This is a genomic window from Rhodococcus sp. HM1, from assembly GCF_023218075.1.
Taxonomy (GTDB): Bacteria; Actinomycetota; Actinomycetes; order Mycobacteriales; family Mycobacteriaceae; genus Rhodococcus.
This window is the reverse complement of sequence record NZ_JALPTB010000009.1, coordinates 21324-40017: the sequence shown is the minus strand read 5'-3', so window position 1 is coordinate 40017 and position 18694 is coordinate 21324. Positions and strand designations below refer to the sequence as shown.

The window sequence follows — 18694 nt, the reverse complement described above, 5'->3', positions numbered from 1 at the left end:
CGGAGGTGGCTCCCTCGAGCGTGAGCCGTCGCCCCGTCGTTGTCAACGATGACCGATGATGGACACCGGTGCCCCGATCGGAAGGAGAAGGGATGGACACTCCCGATTTCGCGCACACCGACCAGGCCGCGAAGAATCGCCGCGAGAAGTCGGTGATCCTCGCCCGTTTCGCGTGGGATCGTGGCATCACCGGCGCCGAGTTGCTCGCGATGACCGACGACTACCGCCGTCGGCTGGCGCGGGAGGCGGGCGCGCATCCCCCACGCACGATGGAGACCTGGAACTACGTGGCCGCACTGCTCGACGAGAAGACCGAGTGGGCGCGCAACCATCCGGATCATCCGGCGGCCGCGCGGGCCCACCCGGACGAGAAGATCATGTGGGTGAAGCCGCCGGTGCGATCGTGGTTCGAGTGAGCGGCCCGTCGGAGGCGGTGGCCCGCGCGGTGGCACTGGTCAGCCGCAGCGGCCAGCACGTGGGAGCACCGGAGGGCGGGCCGCTGCCCGTCGTGGGGCGGGGACGGTGGGCGCACCACGGGGTGATGATCGGCGACCTGCCCGCCCCGCACCGGTTCCTGAGCGTGATGGGCATCGCCGGTCGGCCCGGGCCGGTGGTGTTCGATCAGCCGGCCGCGCCGGATCGAGGCGGTGACTCGGTGACGCTGGTGTCCACGACCGCGGCGACCACCGAATCCGGATTCACGCCGCTGTCGATCCGCCGGGACTGCGACCTGCGGCCGGGCATGGCGTCGTTCGGAGAGCACCTGTCGATGACCGTGTCCGCCTCGGATGTCCGGGTGCAGCGCACGTGGCCGGCCGATGCGGTCGCGGTGGATCTGCTGCTGCACCCGACCGGGGTGATCACGACCTTCTTCGCGATCCCCGGGTTGTACCGGCATTCGAGCCGGCTGTGCCGTTACGAGGGCACCCTCACCGACCCCGACGGAACCCGGACGGTCACGGGTCTGGCCGCGCTCGAGTACGCGCACGGTGTCGCGGTCCCCGCGCGGCTGCCGGTGCGCACGTTCGTCTACCAGGTCCTGAGCGTCGACGACGACACGCAGCTGCTGCTCACCTCGGTGCTCGGCCCGGGGGATGTGCCGGTGCTGCGGACCGCGTTCCTGCGCAGCGCGACCGGGACGGTGGAGACGGTGCGGGTGGGTGTCCGGCTGCGCATCGACACCGCACGCGAGGTCCGCACCCCGGACGGGCGGCGCATGCTGCTGCCGGGCGAGTTCCACTGGGGCATTCCCGGCGTCGGGCACGTCGACGGACACGCCGACGGCGACTGGGCGTACGGGCTCGGCGCCGGATACGTCGGCGGGATCCGGTTCGACGGCCGCTGGCGGGGTCGGCGGGTCGCCGGCTCCGGATATTGCGAATACATCGATCGGCGCAGCGAGTCCACACGGCCGACCTCGCCGGACGGGTAGAATCGGACACGCGGTTTTCTTCACCGACAACGTCTTCCGGCGACGAGGAGCACCGTCCGATGGCGATTCGCGACTACCGGCCGAGCCCCCTCCAGTCCGCCGAGGTGATCGATGCGGGCGACCAGTGGACCCTCGTGTTCAGCCGTGACTTCCCGCAGTTCCCGGACGTGGTGTGGGTGGCCCTGACCGATCCGGCGCAGGTCGTGCAGTGGGCGCCGTACCGGCCGGAACGGCATCTCGGCACCGTGGGGCCGGCGACGCTGATCGTCGTCGACGGCGACGAAGCCACCGAGTTCGACGGCACCGTCGTCGCCGCGGGCACCCCGCACGTGCTCGAACACCGGTGGGATGAGGACTGGTTGCGCTGGGAGATCACACCCCGCCCCGGCGGATGCACGCTGACGTTGCAGCACACCGTCACCGGGCCGGACACCTCGGCCGAGCTCGCCGCGGGCTGGCACATGTGTCTCGACGTGCTGCAGGAGGTGATGGAGCACCGCTCCCCCGGGCCGATCGTCGGGCGCGACGCTCTCGACCTCGGCTGGACCGAACTGTACGAGGCGTACAGCAAGCGACTCCGCGGCGGATCGTGATCCCTGCAGTGCGGGCGGGCACGGATCCGGCCGTTTTTCCGAGCGAATGTATCGTTCGGTCGATTGAAGGAGACGAGCGGTACATTCGCTCGGGCATCGGGCGCCGGCGGGCTTCCGATCGAATGGGTGCCGGAGTCGACGACGGGAGTCAGCAGTGGGTGGCAGGGCGATCACGCCGGTCCGGGTGAAGAACGTCACGATCGGCGAGGGCACACCCAAGATCATCGTGCCGATCACCGGTCGCACCCCCGACGAACTGCGCACCCAGGTCGAGGCGCTGACCGGCGTCGACGTCGACATCGTCGAATGGCGCACGGACTTCTTCGACACCATCACCGACACCGCGAGCGTCGTCGAGCAGGCCCGCGTCCTCGCCGGGCACCTCAGCGGGATCCCCCTGCTCGCCACGTGCCGCACCCGGCACGAAGGCGGCGAGGCCGACCTGACCGACGACGCGTACGCCGACTCGAACGTCGCGCTCGCCGAATCCGGGGCCGTCGACCTGGTCGACGTCGAATACCGCCGCGACCGGGCAGCCGTCGACCGGATCGTGGCCGCGGCGCACGCACGGAAGGTCGCGGTGGTCGCGTCGAACCACGATTTCGAGGGCACCCCCGCGAAGGACGAGATCGTCGCGCGGCTGGTCGCGATGCAGGATCTGGGCGCCGACATCTGCAAGATCGCGGTGATGCCGCGCGGCGCCGCCGACGTGGTGACCCTGCTCGACGCGACCCGCACGATGCACGAGGAACACGCCGACCGGCCCATCGTCACGATGGCGATGGGCGGGCTCGGCGTCGTCTCCCGGCTGGCCGGTCAGGTGTTCGGTTCGGCCGCGACGTTCGGGATGGTCGGCAAGGCGTCGGCGCCCGGGCAGGTCGACGCCGCCGACCTGAAGGTCGCGTTGAACCTGCTCGACCGCGCCCTCACGACCGGCTGACCGGGTCCTGTTGCTTTCCGTCCTCCGGGGCGGTGGCGTCCCAGATGTCCAGCAGCGACCGCAGGATCTCCTCCGAAACCCCGAGTCCGCCGAGGTGACTCTCCCCGGGCAGGTGGTGGAACTGGGCGTCGGGCAGCAGATCGACCATGTGCAGGCCGTGTTCGAACGGGATGATGTGGTCGGTGTCGCCGTGCCACCAGCGCACCGGTGTCTTGACGTCGGACACCCGGAACCCCCAGTCGCGGGCGAAGACCACGACATCCGCGAACGGCGCGGCCATCTGCTTGCGGCTGCCGTTGAGCAGGTCGTCGAGGAACATCGCCTTGAACTCGGGGCGGGCCAGCAGGCGGCGGTCCGCTTCCGGCGACAGCCGGCCGTACAGGTCGATGATCGGCGATCCGAGCGGGCGGACCAGCCGGATCAGCGAACTCAGTACGACCCCCGCGGGCAACCCACCGACCTCGAGCAGCGGTGCCACGAACGTGCCCAACTTCATCAGCCCGCCGTCGATGGCATCCGGGCCGACGACGGGCGCCACCCCGCCGAGCACGCCCGCGGCGACGACCCGATCGGGCATCGCGTACGCCGCGGCCAGCGTGTACGGGCCGCCCCCGGACAGTCCGACGACCGCCATCCGGCCCACCCCGAGGGTGTCGGCGATCGTCTCCAGGTCCTCGGTGAACGCAAGGACGTTCTCGTAGCGGTGCGGCGTGGACGAACCGATCCCCGGCCTGTCGATGCCGATCAACCGGACGTTCATGTTCTCGGCGAAGGCCCTGGCCTCGACCGGGATCTGCCGGCGCGCGCCGGGTGTGCCGTGCAGCCAGAACACCGTGCGGCCCTGCGCGGAACCGAACTCGGCGAACCCGATCCGGCGCCCCCGCCCCACCGCGACGGTCCCCTCCAATTTCGGACGTGCGACGTCTACCATGCGCGACAGCATGGCACGTGATCGGGCTCACCTCCATGCCCAGGTGCGATCTGCGCTTCACCGGAACTTGTCGGACCCCGCGCGTAGCGTGATTCGCGACCGCTCGGATCCACTCGCACGACTCCGCTCCCACAGGAAGACAGGAGGCCGTCATGGCCGAACATCAGTCCCGCACAGGCACACCCGGTTGGATCGATCTCACCAGTTCCGACACGAAACGGGCCATCGCGTTCTACACCGAACTCTTCGGCTGGCAGGCCGACACCAACGAGGACCCGCAGTACGGCGGGTACACCATCTTCAGTCACCGCGGCGCGCCGATCGCCGGTCTCGGTCCGCAGCAGCCGGCCAACCCGTACGGCGACGTGTGGACGGTCTACCTCGATTCCGACGACGCCGACGCCACCGCACGGAAGGCCGCCGAGTCGGGCGGCCAGGTTCTGATGCCCGCGATGAAGGTCGGCGACCAGGGCACCATGGCGATCCTCGCCGACGCCGCCGGTGCCGTGATCGGGGTGTGGCAGGCCGATCAGCACCACGGGTTCGGGTTCGACAGCGAACCCGGCGCGCCGGTGTGGTTCGAAACGATGTCGCGCAACTATGCCGCGTCCCTCGACTTCTACCGGGACGTGTTCGGCTGGGACGTCCAGCCGATGAGCGACTCGGGCGACTTCCGGTACTCGACCGGCAAGATCGGCGGCGACGACATTGCCGGGATCATGGACGCGTCCGGTTTCCTCCCCGAGGGTGTGCCGTCGTTCTGGCAGCTCTACATCGGTGTCGAGGACGCCGACGCGACATCGGAGGCCGTGACCCGGCTCGGCGGCACCGTCGAACGCGCGGCCGAGGACACGCCGTTCGGTCGCATGGCCACGATCGCCGATCCTCTCGGCGCGCGGCTGCAGATCAACCAGGCGCCGTCGACGTAGCGATCATCGGTGCGCCGTGACCAGGTAGTGGCGGGTCGCGGCGTCGACGATCTGCTCGGGCGTCACGTCGACCTCGCCGCGCAGCCATGCCGTCATCACCTCGGCGAGGCCTCCGACGAACAGCAGCGCGGAGACTTCGTCGTACGGCGGCTGCAACGCGCTCTCGCCCCACAGTTCCCGCGACTCCAGCGCGACGAGATGCGCGAACTGCAGCAGCAACTCGCGGCGCCGGGTCCGCAGCGGTTCTGTCGCGGCGGATTCGACGACGGCGATGCGCCCCTTGCGCGGATCGTCGGTGAGCACGGCGACGAACGCCGCGATCGCGGCTCGCGCCCGTTCCTCGGGACTGTGCTCGGTCTCGGCGAGGGCGGCGAGCGCGCGGTCGCGGATTTCGTCGGCGATCCGCTCGACGACGCAGACGAGCAGCTCGTCGCGGCCGGTGAAACTCTCGTAGAAGTACCGTTCGGTGAGCCCGGCCTCCTGGCAGATGGCGGTCATCGTCGCCTTGGGGTCCACTTCACCGCCGAAGACGGTCAGGCCCGCCTCGAGCAGTCGTTCGCGGCGTTCGGCGGCACGTTCGGCGGCGCTTCGGCCGCGATATCTGCGGGCGGGCCGGCTCGTCGTCGATTCTCCGGTTACGGGCATGCCGATCACGCTACAGTGAAGTGACATCGAGTCCTGTCAGATCCGCCTCCGCGAGGGAGATCCACGTGACGAAGGTGCTTGCCGATCCACCTCCGGGGCTCACCGCGGTCCCCGGGGACGGCGGCCTGCCGTACGTCGGCTACAGCCTGGACTACATGCGCGACCCGGTCGGGACGAACGACCGCCGCTACCGCCGATACGGGCCGGTCTCGTGGTTCCGGTTCGCCGGGAACCCGTGGGTGGTGCTGCTCGGCCCCGATGCGTGCGGCGCCGCCCTGCAGAACCGCGACCGCGCCCTGGCCAACGGGCCGGGCTGGCGGGTGCTCATCGGTCCGTTCTTCGACCGCGGCCTGATGCTGCTCGACGGCGACGAACACACCGCGCACCGGCGCATCATGCAGCAGGCGTTCACCCGCGACCGGCTGGCCGGATACACCCGATCCCTGCATCCCGCCGTCGAGAAGGCGCTCGAAAACTGGTCTCCGCAAACCGATTTCCGCGCCTACCCGGCGTTGAAGGAACTCACGCTCGGGCTCGCGACATCCATCTTCATGGGCGGGGCCGAAGGCTCGTCGCACCAGGAGATGGCCGAGGTCAACAAGGCGTTCATCGGATGCGTACAGGCCGCGACCGCGATCGTGCGCTACCCGCTGCCCGGCACGCGCTGGCGACGCGGCGTCGTCGGGCGCCGACGCCTCGAGGAGTTCTTCCGTCGGTATCTGCCCGCGCGCCGGGCCGGCAACGGCGACGACCTGTTCACCGCGCTGTGCCATGTCGAATCCGAGGACGGGCAACGCTTCACGGACGACGACGTGGTCAATCACATGATCTTCCTGATGATGGCCGCGCACGACACCTCGACCATCACCCTGTCGACCGCGATGCAGTATCTCGGGCAGTTCCCGGAGTGGCAGCAGGTGTGCCGCGAGGAATCCGAAGCACTCGGCACCACCACCCCCACCCTGGACCAGCTCGAGGAGCTCACGAGCCTGGATCTGGTGATCAAGGAATGCCAGCGCCTCGTCACCCCGGTGCCCGGGATCGTGCGGCGCGCGGTCGCGGACACCGAGATCCTCGGTCACTACATTCCCCGCGGAACGCTGCTCAACGTCGGACTGCACTACACCCACCACATGCCCGAATTGTGGCCCGATCCCGAGCGATTCGATCCCGGTCGGTTCTCTCCCGAGCGCCGCGAGGATCGCGTCCACAAGTACGCGTGGTCGCCGTTCGGCGGCGGCGTACACCGTTGCCTGGGCATGTACTTCTCGAGCGCGGAGGTCAAGACGGTCCTGCACCACCTGCTGCTCGGGTATCACTGGCACGTGCCCGCCGACTACGTCGCACCCATGAACTTCACGTCGCTCCCGTTCCCGTCGGACGGCCAGCCGATCGATCTGCGCCGACGTTGACCCCGCGCCGCCGCCACGGCACCGGGTAATCGGAAAACGGTCCGCCGCGCGACGCGAGGGCGTACGACGGAAACATGCCTGCAGAACCGCTCGACGAGTACTTCACCGAAACCGTGCGGTCGCTGGCGCCGGCGGTCGAGCATCGCCCCGACCGCCGGGTGAGCGACGAATTGCTGCTGCACTACTTCGACGCCCAGGCCCAGTCGCGGCACCTCGATTTCGCGGCCCGCGACATGCAGCGGCGCGGGGAGGGTTTCTACACGATCGGTTCGGCGGGGCACGAGTCGAACGCGGCGCTGGGTCTGGCCGCGCGCGTGACGGATCCTGCGCTGTTGCACTACCGGTCGGGCGGGTTCTACGCGGCCCGCGCGTCACTGGTGCCCGGCAGCACCCCGATCCGGGACGTGCTGGCCGGTTGCGCCGCGTCGACGCTGGATCCCATCTCCGGTGGTCGCCACAAGGTGTTCGGGAACGCCGCCCTGAACGTGCTGCCGCAGACGTCGACGATCGCCTCGCATCTGCCGCGCGCGGTCGGGCTCGCTTTGGCTCTGGCGCGGATGCCGCGTCTGGGCATCGACTGTCCGTGGCCCGCGGATTCGGTGGTGTTGTGCAGTTTCGGGGATGCGTCGGTGAATCACTCCACGGCGGTGGGTGCGCTCAACACCGCCGCGTACCTGGCTCATCGCGGGTTGCCGTTGCCGATCCTGTTCGTCTGCGAGGACAACGGATTCGGTATCAGCGTGCGCAGTCCGGTCGGGTGGGTGGAGCGGACACTCGCGTCGTATCCGCGTGTCGGATACCGGATGGTGGACGGGGCCGATCCGGTCGACGCGCTCACCGCAGCGTCGGAAATGCTTGTGTCCGTTCGCACCTCGCGCGTGCCGGCGATCCTGCACCTGAAGGCGGTCCGCTATCTCGGGCATGCCGGATCGGATGCCGAGTCGGCCTATCGCAGCCCGGCGGAGATTACCGGTGACTACGCGCGCGACCCGTTGCTCGGCACCGCACGCGAACTCGTCGGCCGCGGGATCCTCTCCCCCGAACAGATCCTCGAGCGGTACGAGCGGTCGCGTCGGTCCGTCGGCGATGTGCTCGCCGACCTCGGAACGCCACCGAGGATGACGTCGGTCGCGGAGGTCGTGCGGCCGCTCCACACGCACGGCCACCCCCGGATCCCGGACGATCCGGGTCCGGTACCTCAGGAGCCGCTCACTCTTGCGCAGGCCGTCGGCCGCACCCTGGGCGACCTCCTCGAGCAGATGCCGCAGGTGTGCGTGTTCGGGGAGGACGTGGCCGTCAAGGGCGGTGTCTACGGTGTGACCCGCGGGCTGGCAAAACGATTCGGCCCGCTGCGCGTGTTCGACACCCTGCTCGACGAGCAGACGATTCTCGGAACCGCCCTCGGATTCGCGGTCGCCGGGCTGCTGCCCATCCCGGAGATCCAGTACCTCGCCTATCTACACAACGCCGAGGACCAACTGCGCGGGGAAGCGGCGACGCTGAAGTTCTTCTCCGACGGCAGTTACCAGAACCCGATGGTGGTGCGCATCGCCGGCCTGGCCTATCAGCGGGGCTTCGGCGGGCACTTCCACAACGACAACTCCCTCACCGTGCTGCGCGACATCCCGGGGCTGACGGTCGCGGTGCCGAGCCGGCCCGCCCACGCCGGGGCGCTGCTGCGCACGTGCGTCGAGTTGGCCCGCAGCACCGGACGGGTGTGCGTGTTCGTCGAACCGATCGCGCTGTATCACCAGCGGGATCTCTACGAGGACGGCGACGGCCTGTGGGCGCAGGTCCCAGATCCGGCGGCGGTGCAACCCGGCGAGGTGCAGACCTACGGTGACGGCACCGACGCACTGCTGGTGACGTTCGGGAACGGGGTCCGCATGTGCCTGCGCGCCGCGCATCGGGCCGCCGCGCGCGGGCTCGACGTCACGGTTCTGGATCTGCAATGGATCGCCCCGCTGCCCGTCGCGGCGCTCGTCGAGCATGCCGAACGGTTCCCGCGGGTGCTGGTCGTCGACGAGACCCGCCGCAGCGGCGGGGTGTCCGAGGGGGTGGTCACCGCGTTGGCCGACGCCGGATACGAGGGCGAGGTCCGGCGGGTCACCAGCCGTGACAGCTTCGTGCCGCTGGGGCCCGCCGCGAGCGCCGTGCTGCTGTCCGAGGACGACATCGCCGGTGCGCTGTAGCGCCGGTGTGCCTTTCTGGCGGTGGGGACCGCCGGAAAGGCACACCGACGTCAGCACTCGGACAGGACCCGGGTCATCGCGTCGCGTTCCTCCGGGGTGACCCACAGCCCGTACGCGGCCTTCACCTCGATCTGGCGGGACACGTAGGTGCACCGGTACGCCCGATTCGGCGGCAGCCACGACGCGGCGTCCGAGTCCCCCTTGCCCTGGTTGGTCGGGCCGTCGACGGCCTGCAGGTTGCGCGGGTCGTTCGCGAGATTGCGGCGGGTCTGCTCGTCGAGCTGCTGGGCGCCCTTCTGCCACGCATCCGACAGCGCGACGATGTGATCGATCTGCACCGCCGCCGACGTGTCGGCACCGCGCTGGAAGAAGATCGTCCGGCCGGTGTACGGGTCGTTCAGCGTGCCGGTCCGGACCGTGCAGTCACGGGTCGCGGGCACCAGCGAGAGGTCGATCAGGTCGCGCTTGAGGATGTCGTTGCGGGTGTCGCAGCCGTTGCGCCCGAACTGGACGGTCACGTCGTCCGTCCACGCGCTTCCGAACAGCTCCCGGTCGTAGCCGGTCTTCGGGGCACGTCCCTTGACCGGCAGGGTCGCGAGCGTCGCCAGAGCCGGCGAGACCGCGGGCTCCGGAGCTGCCGCAGAAGGGGTCGCGGCGGTCGGGGTCGCGGAGGGACGCCACGTCGGCGTCGCCGACGGACTCCCGCTGGGCCGCCAGGTGGAGGTGACCGGTCCCGTGGGCGTCGGGGTCCACGAGCGTGGCACCGAGGTGAGCCCCTCGGCCGTGACCGCGTCGGATTCGTCGCGCCCACCGGGAGCGAGCGCGACGAAGGCGACGACGATCAGGACCGCGAGGCCGACGATCCACAGCCATCGCCGCAGCGACGGCCGGTCGGCCTGGGACACCTACTGAGCCAGACGCGGCATCTTCACGACCTGGCCCGCGTAGGACAGGCCGGCACCGAACGCGAGGAGCAGCGCGGTGTCACCTTCCTCGACCTGACCGGTCCGCAGCATCTTCTCCATCGCGAGCGGGATCGACGCGGCGGAGGTGTTGCCGGTCTCGATGATGTCGTCCGCGACCGCGACGGTGTCCGGAAGCTCGAGCTGCTTGACGATGACGTCGTTGATGCGCAGGTTCGCCTGGTGCGGGACGAACGCGTCGAGGTCGGTGAGCGCGACCCCGGCCTTGTCGGCGATCTGCCGCGCGAACTTGCTCATCTCGAACGCGGCCCAGCGGAACACGGCGGTGCCCTCCATGATGATCCACGGGCGCTTCTGGTCCGGGTTCTGGGCGAAGTCGACCCAGTCCGGCTCCTGGCGGATCGCGTTGCCCTGCTTGCCGTCCGAACCCCACACGGTCGGTCCGATGCCGACCTCGTCGGATGCTCCGACGACCACGGCGCCGGCACCGTCACCGAAGATAAAGCGCACGGTGCGGTCGGTGGGCTCGGTGGCGTCGCTCATGCGCTCGACACCGATCACCAGCACGTGCTCGGCGGAACCGGCCCGGACCAGGTCCGAGGCGACGCCGAGGGCGTAGCAGAAACCGGCGCAGCCGGCGGCGATGTCGAGGGCGCCGGCCCCGCCGGTGCCGAGACGGTCCGCGACGATCGCCGCGCACTGCGGGGTCTGCAGCGGATAGGTCGAGCACGCCACGATGACGGTGTCGATCTGGGCCCCCGCCATGCGCGCGGCCTCGAGGGCCTTGGCGCCGGCGGACACCGCCATATCGGTGACCGATTCTTCGGGGTGAGCCTTGGCGAAACGCCGCGACTTGATGCCGGAACGCGACTGGATCCACTCGTCGCTCGAGTCGATCAGCTCGCAGATCTCCGCGTTGGTGACGACTCGCTCGGGGCGGTGCACGCCCAGCCCGAGCAATGCGGTGTTCCGCAGCGGGGCGGGACCGGCAATCTGTGCACCCATCAGGCGAACTCCTCTTCTTCGGGCACTGCGTGTCAGTGCACGACAACCTCAATACGGTAACGCGTAGCGAAATTGTGCCCGGGGTCACCGTCCTTGTGGTAGGCACTTCCCACCTCGAATCGCAGGGGCGTGCGACCCCGGTCGGCTGCGTCCCGGATCACAAGATCGACAAGTTCCGGGATTGACTCACACTCTCGGCGCGGCAGCTGCTAGCGTCCGGCGCTGTGCATCTGTTCGGGGGAAAAATGCGAACTTTGGTCCGATACTGCGTGACGACCGTTACGGTCACCGCGCTGACACTGACACTGGGGGCGGCGCTCGCGTCCGCCAACCCCAATGCGATCAATCCGATCCCGGGCCTGAACGGCGTGAACGGCGTGCCACAGCTCGGCGGACGGGCCCGGGCGGTCGCGCAACAGACCGGCATCCTCAGCCAGAACCGGACGCAGGACCTCAACGTCCTCGGTACCGACCTCGGCATCATGTGGGACAACGGCCGCGGCGAGATCCTCACGGCGTTCGGTGACACCGCAGGCCTCGGCCTGCCCAACCTGCTCTCGGGCAGCCTGTGGGCGTGGCGCAGCAACGTGCTGTTCCGCAGCACCGACCGCGACCTGTCCAACGGCATGGACTTCAGCAGTGCCGTGACGGACGCGTTCGGCCAGGCCAAGGAGCTGATTCCGAGCCCGAAGATCCCGTTCGTCGAGATCAGCCGGATACCGACCGCGGGTATCGCGGTCGGTGACACCCAATACCTCAGCGCGATGTCGGTGAAGAACTGGGGACCGGCGGGAACCTGGGAGACGAACTACTCCGGGCTGATCTTCTCGAACGACAACGGCGAGAACTGGGCTCCGGCCCCGGAGACGGTACGTCCCAGCGAGGGCGGCAACCGCAACTTCCAGATGAGCGCGTTCTTGAAGCGCGACGGCTTCGTCTACCAGTACGGCACTCCTCCGGGTCGCGGCGGTCTCGTGCACCTGGCGCGCGTCCCCGAGGCGCAGATCCGCGATCTCGGCGCCTACGAGTATTGGGACGGCGGCGCGTGGGTGCGCGACGTGAACGCGGCGCGCCCGCTCATGGGCGACGGGGTCGCCGAGCTGTCCGTGCAATGGAACGACTATCTCGGTCAGTTCCTGATGCTCACCACCGACGCGCACAATTCCGTGGTGATGCGCCGTGCCTCGTCGGTGACGGGTCCGTGGAGCCCGCCGGAGGTCATCGTCGACACCCGCGAGCTTCCGAGCGCGTACGGCGCGTACATCCATCCGTGGTCGTCGGGTCCGGATCTGTACTTCCTGACCACCGTGCATCAGAACTACAACGTGCTGCTGATGCACACGACTCTGCACCGCTGAGGCGTCACGCGCCCTCGGTGTGGGTCTCGACGGTGCCGCTCCAGCGGTCGTTCGGGTCACCGGGTGTCCGGCCCGTCCTCGTGCCTGCCCCTTCGGGCCGGCGGTCACGGGCCGTGCCGGCATCCGGTGCATCGGGTGGGGCGGCGTGCCCGACCGATCCGACGGCGATCGAGAGGCCCCCGGCAACCTTCCGGGATCCGCTATCGAAGCACCACGCCATCGGCATCGACGGGGTAGGAGTTCACATCGAAGTCGTAGTCGCCGTGCACACCACTGAGATATCCGCCCCAGCCGACACCGCTGTTGCAGATGTGGTCACCACCGTTGAGCTGCACGTTGCATACCCGGAGCGCGGGCAACCCACCGTAGTCGTCGTTCGCACCACCGAGCGTCGGCACCCACCTCATATCGGTGGCCGCAAATCCCCCGACGCCACCCGTTCCGCCCGGATGCTTGGGATCGCCGATCAGGACGATGCCGGCTTTGCCGCGGAACTCCTTCCCGTTCTCGGTTGCCCACTGATGTACGACGGCTGCACCACCCGAGTAACCCACGGCGTGGATGAAGTCGGCAGGACATGCCCGAACATGAGCACGGACGAGCCGATCGAGTTCCCTCACACCGGACCGGGTATCGAACGAGTTGTATCCGACGCGCTGATCCTCGTTGAGGAACCCCACCGAGGTGTTGTTGGTCAAGCCGCCGACGACGACGTCCCATGTGCCGACGCACGATTCCGCGGCCGGGGGCACTGTGGCCGTTGTCGAGGACACTGTGGCCGTTGTCGAGGACACCGTGGGCGCTGCCGAGGACACTGCGGGCGTTGCGACGGCAACACCTGCGGCGACACCCAGACCCAGGAGTGCCGCGCCTACCGCTCTCGAGGACGTGCGAATCATCTTCTGCCTTTCTGCTCGGCCACATGTATTACGGGCGTGACGATTCGGAAGCAACGCGGTCGGGAACGCCCGGGGGGCAACGCCTCCGACATGCCGGGGGCGTTGCCCACCGCGATGCCCGTTCCTCGGTACTGCAGAGAAATTCGATGCCGGCCCGAGACAGGCTCGGAAACGGATCAGGCTCGGATGTCGTTCGAACCCGCGCCGCACGCACCGACGGACCGCAGGAAGCTCACGGGGTCGACCGGCCCACCACGATGAATGCGCAGGTGCAGATGTGGTCCCGTCGAGCTACCCGTGTTACCCGTCGCGCCGATCGCCTGACCGGCGGCGACGTGGACCCCCACGCCGACCCACGTCTGGGAAAGGTGGCCCATCTGGATCTGCTCACCGGTGTCGGCTTCCAGTTGAATGTAGGTTCCGTATCCACCGGGATCGTTCGGGCCGGCCACCGAGATCCTCCCCGAGGTCGGCGCGTGCAGCACCGTACCGACCCCGACGGCGAAGTCGGTGCCGTCGTGGCCACCGTGGAACCCTTGCGACACCGGTCCATCGACCGGCCACTCCCAGGCGCATCCGTTGGATGCCTCGGACGCGGCGTGCGCACTTGCCATACCCGGAGAAAGAATCCCGCTCATTGCTGCGAGAGCAGCCGCTCCTGCAGCAATTGCGATCAAACGTCCTGCGGTAGAAACACTTTGCACCCGATGCTTGCCCATGATTGTTCCCTCGGTCGGTCGAGATGATTGGTGGTGATCTCGACCGGGGCGATGTACATCGCCGCTTACGGAGCGCAGTGACAGCTTCCGTCAATCGAGACGTACATAGCGTCTCGGTAACGGTCGGAACGGGCAACGTCAGAATTACCCGGGTATATACCTATTTTCGAGGTTTCGAATGGGCTTCGCGTGTCGTCGTACCGACCGCTTGGTGACGAAACCGTATAGAACACCGGTCTATCCGCGACCGACTCAGCCCTCGCTGGAAGATAAGTATATGACGTAGGTCACATCTCCGTAACGCGGGGAGTGGATGCTCTACGCTTTCCATCACGGCGGAAAACGCAGAGCATGATATCACCCGCCGACCAAACCCGTACGGACCGAATGGGATCGACGCACGCCGCCGCACCGACACGCACCCACGCCACCGGAGTGAGATTGCTGTTTCACCCGAGCGGCAACCGGAGTCGGAACTCGCACCACGGCGTCCTGTTGCACTTCCCGGCGAGGCCCGGCCGGAGCGGAACACCGCTCCGGCCGGGCCACTCGAAGTCACGTATGGCACTGCTGTCGAAGAGTTTTCAACCCTCCAGGGCGCTCCGGGCGGGGGGTCGACGTCGACACCGCGACCCGTCCGGAACCGACAGCACGAAGTGTTGCCCTGTGCGTCTAGGTTCCGGAGGCATGGGATTCGTTGCGGTACGCGTCATCACGCGATCAGGCGGCGTGGGCCGACCGCACCACCGCCACCCACCGCATGGCCCGTTATGCGGCGATGTTTCCGGGTCGGGCAGAAGCGGAACGACATGGCTCGAAGATCGGGAATCTCTCCCCCGGTTGGGTGCACCGGAAATACACCCTCACCGGCCGATCGGGCGACACCGGAAGCGCACCGTCGATCCACGAATAGACCCACGGGCCCTCGTCGAGTTCGACGATGGCGATCACCGACGGGCACGGCGCGTCGCACACCGGGTCGGGTGCGCGGTCGGCGGTCCGGCACGAGACGATCACTCCCACGCCGGCCGAGTCGACAGGCTCGAGGTCGCCGTGGCCGCACGAGTGGCAGGAGACGGTCAGGGGCGGGAGCAGCACGGCGCAGTCCCGGCATTTCCAGATGACGAGTTTCCCGCCTCGCGTGGTCATGCGCCCGCGACCGGAGACAGGGGCGGTCATGCCGCGACCTCGACAGGGAACCCGCCCAGGACGGTGCGCATCGCGTTGCCGAAGTATTCCGGGTCCGAGAGCAGCCATTCGTGTCCGCCCGGGACGGTGAACACCGGCGGACTCCCCAGCAGTCGGCGCAGAGATTCGAGGCTCGCCCGCGGCACCCGACGGTCTCCGCGGCTCCACAGCAGTGAGACCGGCAGGCGTCGCTCCGCGAGCCGGGTCAGCTCAGCGGTCGGCTCCCGGCCTCGGGCCGTCCGGTCGAGGCGGCCGGCTCCGTCGCGATCGCCGTCGTCGGACACGCCATCGAACCTCGTGCCGCCGACGGGGTTCACCAGGACGAGTCGCGTCACGCGATCCGGATGATCGTGGGCGGCCCGGATCGCCAGCGCCCCGCCGAACGAGTGCCCGACGAGGGTCACGGGACCGAGTCCGGCCGCCTCGAGGAACCGGCCGAGCCAGCTCGAGCAGTCCGCCAGCATCCGCTCCTCGAGGGGGCTGCCGGGCGCTGCCGCGAACCCCGGTATCGCCGGGGCATACACCCGCGCGCTGCGGGCCAGCGTCGCCAGCGCATGCCGGTACGTCCAGGGCGTCGACCCGCATTCGGGGAGGAAGACCACCGGCGTTCCCCGCCCGAGGACCCCGCACATCTCCGCACGGGCGTCGACGTGAACGGTGGACCAGTGCATCGTCGGATGGGAACCGTCTGCAGGGAGCATCGGCGAGCGGTGGGGGTAGCGCATCGAGTGAACCTTCGTCGAGCTGGTGAGGCACCTCACACGATGCCGCCCGGGCTGCGGAAAGGCGACGGTCGTTATACCCGCGGGCATACCTGTTTTTCCGAAAGAAGGAAACCGGTCGGTCCCGAAAAAGCGTCGAACCGGACTTGTCGTCGGTCACCACCTGCATATACACCGTCGAGCGCGTAACCGGCTTGCACCCGGGTACCGCGTGGCATAGGAGAAATGCATGGACGCACAGGATTGGGACGAACGGTACGCGGCGGCGGACATGGTGTGGGGTACTCCGCCGAATCCCGTCGTCGTCGAGTTCACCGCGGCGCTGCCACAAGGACGAGCGCTGGATCTGGCGTGCGGCGAGGGCCGGCACTCGTTGTGGCTCGCTACGCGCGGGTGGGAGGTCGACGGTGTCGACTTCTCCGGCGTCGCGCTCGAGAAGGCCCGGCGGATCGCCGCTCAGGCGCCCAAGCGCAGCCGTGATCGCCTGCGCTACATCCAGAAGGATGTGACCCAGGACCCTTTCGACGGTGAATATGACCTGATTCTCTCGGTATTCCTCCACCTCCCCGCACCACAGCGCGCGAGCCTGATCGACAATGCGATCAATTCCCTGAAACCTGATGGAATCCTCATATTTCTGGGCCACGATTCGACTAATCCCACACTCGGAACCGGAGGCCCTCGGAACCCCGAAATCCTCTACACCCCAACGGATATAGTGGACGAGATCGACGGCCGGCTGGAAATTGTCGTCGCCGAAAGGAGGGCCCGGGAAACTGATTCCGGAACTGCTGTCGACGCCCTTGTCGTCGCGCGGAAATCCGCCCTTGGCAGTTAGTTGCCTGGCGAGTAACATAGGGATGTTACCGACGAGTAATAACTTGGGCGGTACTTGACACCGCAGCTCGACCGCACCGCACTGGGAGACACAGATGGGCCATTACAAGAGCAACCTCCGCGACCTCGAGTTCAATCTGTTCGAGGTCCTGAAGATCCAGACGCTCCTCGAGGCCGGCAAGTTCGGCGATCTCGACGAGGACACCGCCCGAGGCATCCTGGCAGAGGTCAAGGCCCTCGCCGAGGGTCCGGCCGCCGAAGCCTTCGCCGACACCGATCGCAACCCCCCTGTGTTCGACCCCGAGACCCACTCCGTCTCCCTCCCCGAAGGCTTCAAGAAGGCGTTCCGGGCCTGGTGGGACGCGGGCTACTGGTCCATGGGTATTCCCGAGGAGATCGGCGGCACCGACGCGCCGCGCGCGCTGCTGTGGGCCTCCAACGAGATGATGCTCGGTGCCCAGCCGGCCGCCTTCATGTACGCCGCGGGCCCCGCCTTCGCCGGTGTTCTCTTCGAGAACGGCACCGACGAGCAGAAGAAGTGGGCGGCCACGTGCGTCGAGCGCGGCTGGGGTTCCACCATGGTTCTGACCGAGCCCGACGCGGGCTCCGACGTCGGCGCCGGCCGCACCAAGGCGATCAAGCAGGACGACGGCTCCTGGCACATCGAGGGCGTCAAGCGGTTCATCACCTCCGCCGACTCCGACGACCTGTTCGAGAACATCTTCCACCTGGTCCTGGCCCGCCCCGAGGGCGGCAAGCCGGGCACCAAGGGCCTGTCGCTGTTCTTCGTCCCGAAGTTCCACTTCGACTTCGAGAAGAACGAGCTCGGCGAGCGCAACGGCGTGTTCGTCACCAACGTCGAGCACAAGATGGGCCTGAAGGCCTCCGCGACCTGTGAGGTCACCTTCGGCGGCCACGGCGTCCCCGCCAAGGGCTGGCTCGTCGGCGAGATCCACGACGGCATCGCCCAGATGTTCGACGTCATCGAACACGCCCGCATGATGGTCGGCACCAAGGCCATCGCCACGCTGTCCACCGGCTACCTCAACGCCCTCGACTACGCCAAGGAGCGCGTGCAGGGCGCCGACATCACGCAGATGGCGGACAAGACCGCGCCGCGCGTGACGATCACCCACCACCCCGACGTCCGCCGCTCGCTGGCGATGCAGAAGGCCTACGCCGAGGGTCTGCGCGCCGTGTACCTGTACACCGCCGCTCACCAGGACGCCGTGGTCGCCGAGCAGGTCTCCGGCGCCGACGCCGACCTCGCGCACCGCATCAACGATCTGCTGCTGCCGATCGTCAAGGGTTGCGGTTCGGAGCGCGCCTACCTGTACCTGACCGATTCGCTGCAGACCCTCGGTGGCTCGGGCTTCCTGCAGGACTACCCGATCGAGCAGTACATCCGCGACTCGAAGATCGACTCGCTGTACGAGGGCACCACCGCCATCCAGGCGCAGGACTTCTTCTTCCGCAAGATCGCCCGCGACCGCGGTGTCGCCCTGGCGCACGTCGCCGGCCAGATCAAGCAGTTCATCGACTCGGATTCGGCCGACGAGCGCCTCAAGCCCGAGCGCGCCCTGCTGGCCACCGCGCTCGAGGACGTGCAGGCCATGACCGCGACCCTCACCGGTTTCCTCATGGGCGCCCAGGAGCAGCCGACCGAGCTCTACAAGGTCGGACTCGGCTCGGTGCGCTACCTGCTCGCGTTCGGCGACCTGCTCATCGGCTGGCTGCTCCTGAAGCAGGCCGAGATCGCGCTCGCCGCGCTCGATACCGGCGCCGACGAGAAGGACGTTCCGTTCTACAAGGGCAAGGTCGGGATCGCGTCGTTCTTCGCCAAGAACGTGCTGCCCGAGCTGACCGCGGCGCGCAGCATCATCGCCAACGTCGACACCGACATCATGGAGCTCGACGAAGCGGCGTTCTGATCGAGCCGCCCGGGCAGACGAGCCCGGAGGGTTGACAC

17 protein-coding genes and 1 pseudogene are annotated in these 18694 nt (G+C 68.4%); 10 read left to right on the top strand and 8 right to left on the bottom strand.

Features of this window, described 5'->3' with window-relative positions:
- Nucleotides 1–92: 92 nt before the first annotated feature.
- The 4 genes from M1M07_RS07210 to aroD all read left to right on the top strand — a co-directional run bounded on the left by M1M07_RS07210 (nt 93) and on the right by aroD (nt 2965).
- The gene (locus M1M07_RS07210; protein ID WP_197256413.1) at nt 93–416 is read left to right on the top strand and encodes a hypothetical protein; all 324 of its coding nucleotides are present in this window, start codon (nt 93–95) and stop codon (nt 414–416) included.
- Entirely contained in the window at nt 413–1432 is a 1020-nt protein-coding gene (locus tag M1M07_RS07205) for a DUF6670 family protein (protein ID WP_248673687.1), read from the top strand. Before M1M07_RS07210 ends, M1M07_RS07205 begins: the two co-directional genes overlap by 4 nt.
- Nucleotides 1433–1491: 59 nt before the next feature.
- Nucleotides 1492–2025, top strand: coding sequence for an SRPBCC family protein (locus tag M1M07_RS07200; protein ID WP_197256408.1), 534 nt, complete (start codon nt 1492–1494; stop codon nt 2023–2025).
- A 154-nt stretch (nt 2026–2179) separates the two neighbouring features.
- Nucleotides 2180–2965 carry a type I 3-dehydroquinate dehydratase gene (aroD, locus tag M1M07_RS07195; RefSeq protein ID WP_248673686.1) on the top strand — a complete coding sequence of 262 codons (786 nt, stop codon included), beginning with the start codon at nt 2180–2182 and terminating at the stop codon, nt 2963–2965.
- Here the strand turns inward: aroD and M1M07_RS07190 are convergent.
- On the bottom strand, nt 2952–3896 hold the full coding sequence (locus M1M07_RS07190) for an alpha/beta fold hydrolase (RefSeq protein ID WP_231611525.1): 945 nt from the start codon (nt 3894–3896) through the stop codon (nt 2952–2954). The genes aroD and M1M07_RS07190 overlap by 14 nt on opposite strands.
- 152 nt (nt 3897–4048) lie before the next feature.
- On the opposite strand from M1M07_RS07190, the gene M1M07_RS07185 reads away from it, so the two are divergent.
- Nucleotides 4049–4825, top strand: coding sequence for a VOC family protein (locus tag M1M07_RS07185; RefSeq protein ID WP_197256404.1), 777 nt, complete (start codon nt 4049–4051; stop codon nt 4823–4825).
- Between the two features lie 3 nt (nt 4826–4828).
- On the opposite strand, the gene M1M07_RS07180 is transcribed toward M1M07_RS07185, so the two are convergent.
- Complete coding sequence (locus M1M07_RS07180; RefSeq protein ID WP_197256402.1) at nt 4829–5470, bottom strand: TetR/AcrR family transcriptional regulator; 642 nt, start codon at nt 5468–5470, stop codon at nt 4829–4831.
- Nucleotides 5471–5535: 65 nt separating this feature from the next.
- Between M1M07_RS07180 and M1M07_RS07175 the strand changes: the two genes are divergently transcribed.
- Complete coding sequence (locus tag M1M07_RS07175; RefSeq protein WP_248673685.1) at nt 5536–6882, top strand: cytochrome P450; 1347 nt, start codon at nt 5536–5538, stop codon at nt 6880–6882.
- 74 nt (nt 6883–6956) lie between these two features.
- Entirely contained in the window at nt 6957–9074 is a 2118-nt protein-coding gene (locus M1M07_RS07170; RefSeq protein ID WP_248673684.1) for a thiamine pyrophosphate-dependent enzyme, read from the top strand.
- A 53-nt stretch (nt 9075–9127) separates the two neighbouring features.
- On the opposite strand, the pseudogene M1M07_RS07165 reads toward M1M07_RS07170, so the two are convergent.
- Together M1M07_RS07165 and M1M07_RS07160 are read right to left on the bottom strand one after the other, a co-directional pair.
- Nucleotides 9128–9838: pseudogene (locus M1M07_RS07165) on the bottom strand (HNH endonuclease family protein); the annotation flags it as partial.
- Nucleotides 9839–9979: 141 nt separating this feature from the next.
- On the bottom strand, nt 9980–11002 hold the full coding sequence (locus tag M1M07_RS07160; RefSeq protein WP_197256395.1) for a beta-ketoacyl-ACP synthase III: 1023 nt from the start codon (nt 11000–11002) through the stop codon (nt 9980–9982).
- Between the two features lie 269 nt (nt 11003–11271).
- Here M1M07_RS07160 and M1M07_RS07155 point away from each other — a divergent pair, with 269 nt between their 5' ends.
- Complete coding sequence (locus M1M07_RS07155; RefSeq protein WP_248673683.1) at nt 11272–12360, top strand: DUF4185 domain-containing protein; 1089 nt, start codon at nt 11272–11274, stop codon at nt 12358–12360.
- A gap of 200 nt (nt 12361–12560) precedes the next feature.
- Here M1M07_RS07155 and M1M07_RS07150 read toward each other — a convergent pair whose 3' ends face one another.
- The 4 genes from M1M07_RS07150 to M1M07_RS07135 all read right to left on the bottom strand — a co-directional run bounded on the left by M1M07_RS07150 (nt 12561) and on the right by M1M07_RS07135 (nt 15837).
- Nucleotides 12561–13133, bottom strand: coding sequence for a cutinase family protein (locus M1M07_RS07150; protein ID WP_197256391.1), 573 nt, complete (start codon nt 13131–13133; stop codon nt 12561–12563).
- A 302-nt stretch (nt 13134–13435) separates the two neighbouring features.
- The gene (locus tag M1M07_RS07145) at nt 13436–13978 is read right to left on the bottom strand and encodes a M23 family metallopeptidase (protein WP_197256389.1); all 543 of its coding nucleotides are present in this window, start codon (nt 13976–13978) and stop codon (nt 13436–13438) included.
- A 768-nt stretch (nt 13979–14746) separates the two neighbouring features.
- Entirely contained in the window at nt 14747–15157 is a 411-nt protein-coding gene (locus M1M07_RS07140; protein WP_197256387.1) for a Zn-ribbon domain-containing OB-fold protein, read from the bottom strand.
- Nucleotides 15154–15837, bottom strand: coding sequence for an alpha/beta fold hydrolase (locus M1M07_RS07135; RefSeq protein WP_248673682.1), 684 nt, complete (start codon nt 15835–15837; stop codon nt 15154–15156). The genes M1M07_RS07140 and M1M07_RS07135 overlap by 4 nt, the downstream gene beginning before the upstream one ends.
- A gap of 280 nt (nt 15838–16117) precedes the next feature.
- On the opposite strand from M1M07_RS07135, the gene M1M07_RS07130 reads away from it, so the two are divergent.
- Nucleotides 16118–16726: a bifunctional 2-polyprenyl-6-hydroxyphenol methylase/3-demethylubiquinol 3-O-methyltransferase UbiG gene (locus M1M07_RS07130; RefSeq protein WP_197256383.1), complete on the top strand. Its 609-nt coding sequence runs from the start codon at nt 16118–16120 to the stop codon at nt 16724–16726.
- Between the two features lie 94 nt (nt 16727–16820).
- A complete protein-coding gene (locus tag M1M07_RS07125) occupies nt 16821–18656 on the top strand; it encodes an acyl-CoA dehydrogenase (protein WP_248673681.1) in 1836 nt (611 codons plus the stop codon).
- Nucleotides 18657–18694: the final 38 nt, after the last annotated feature.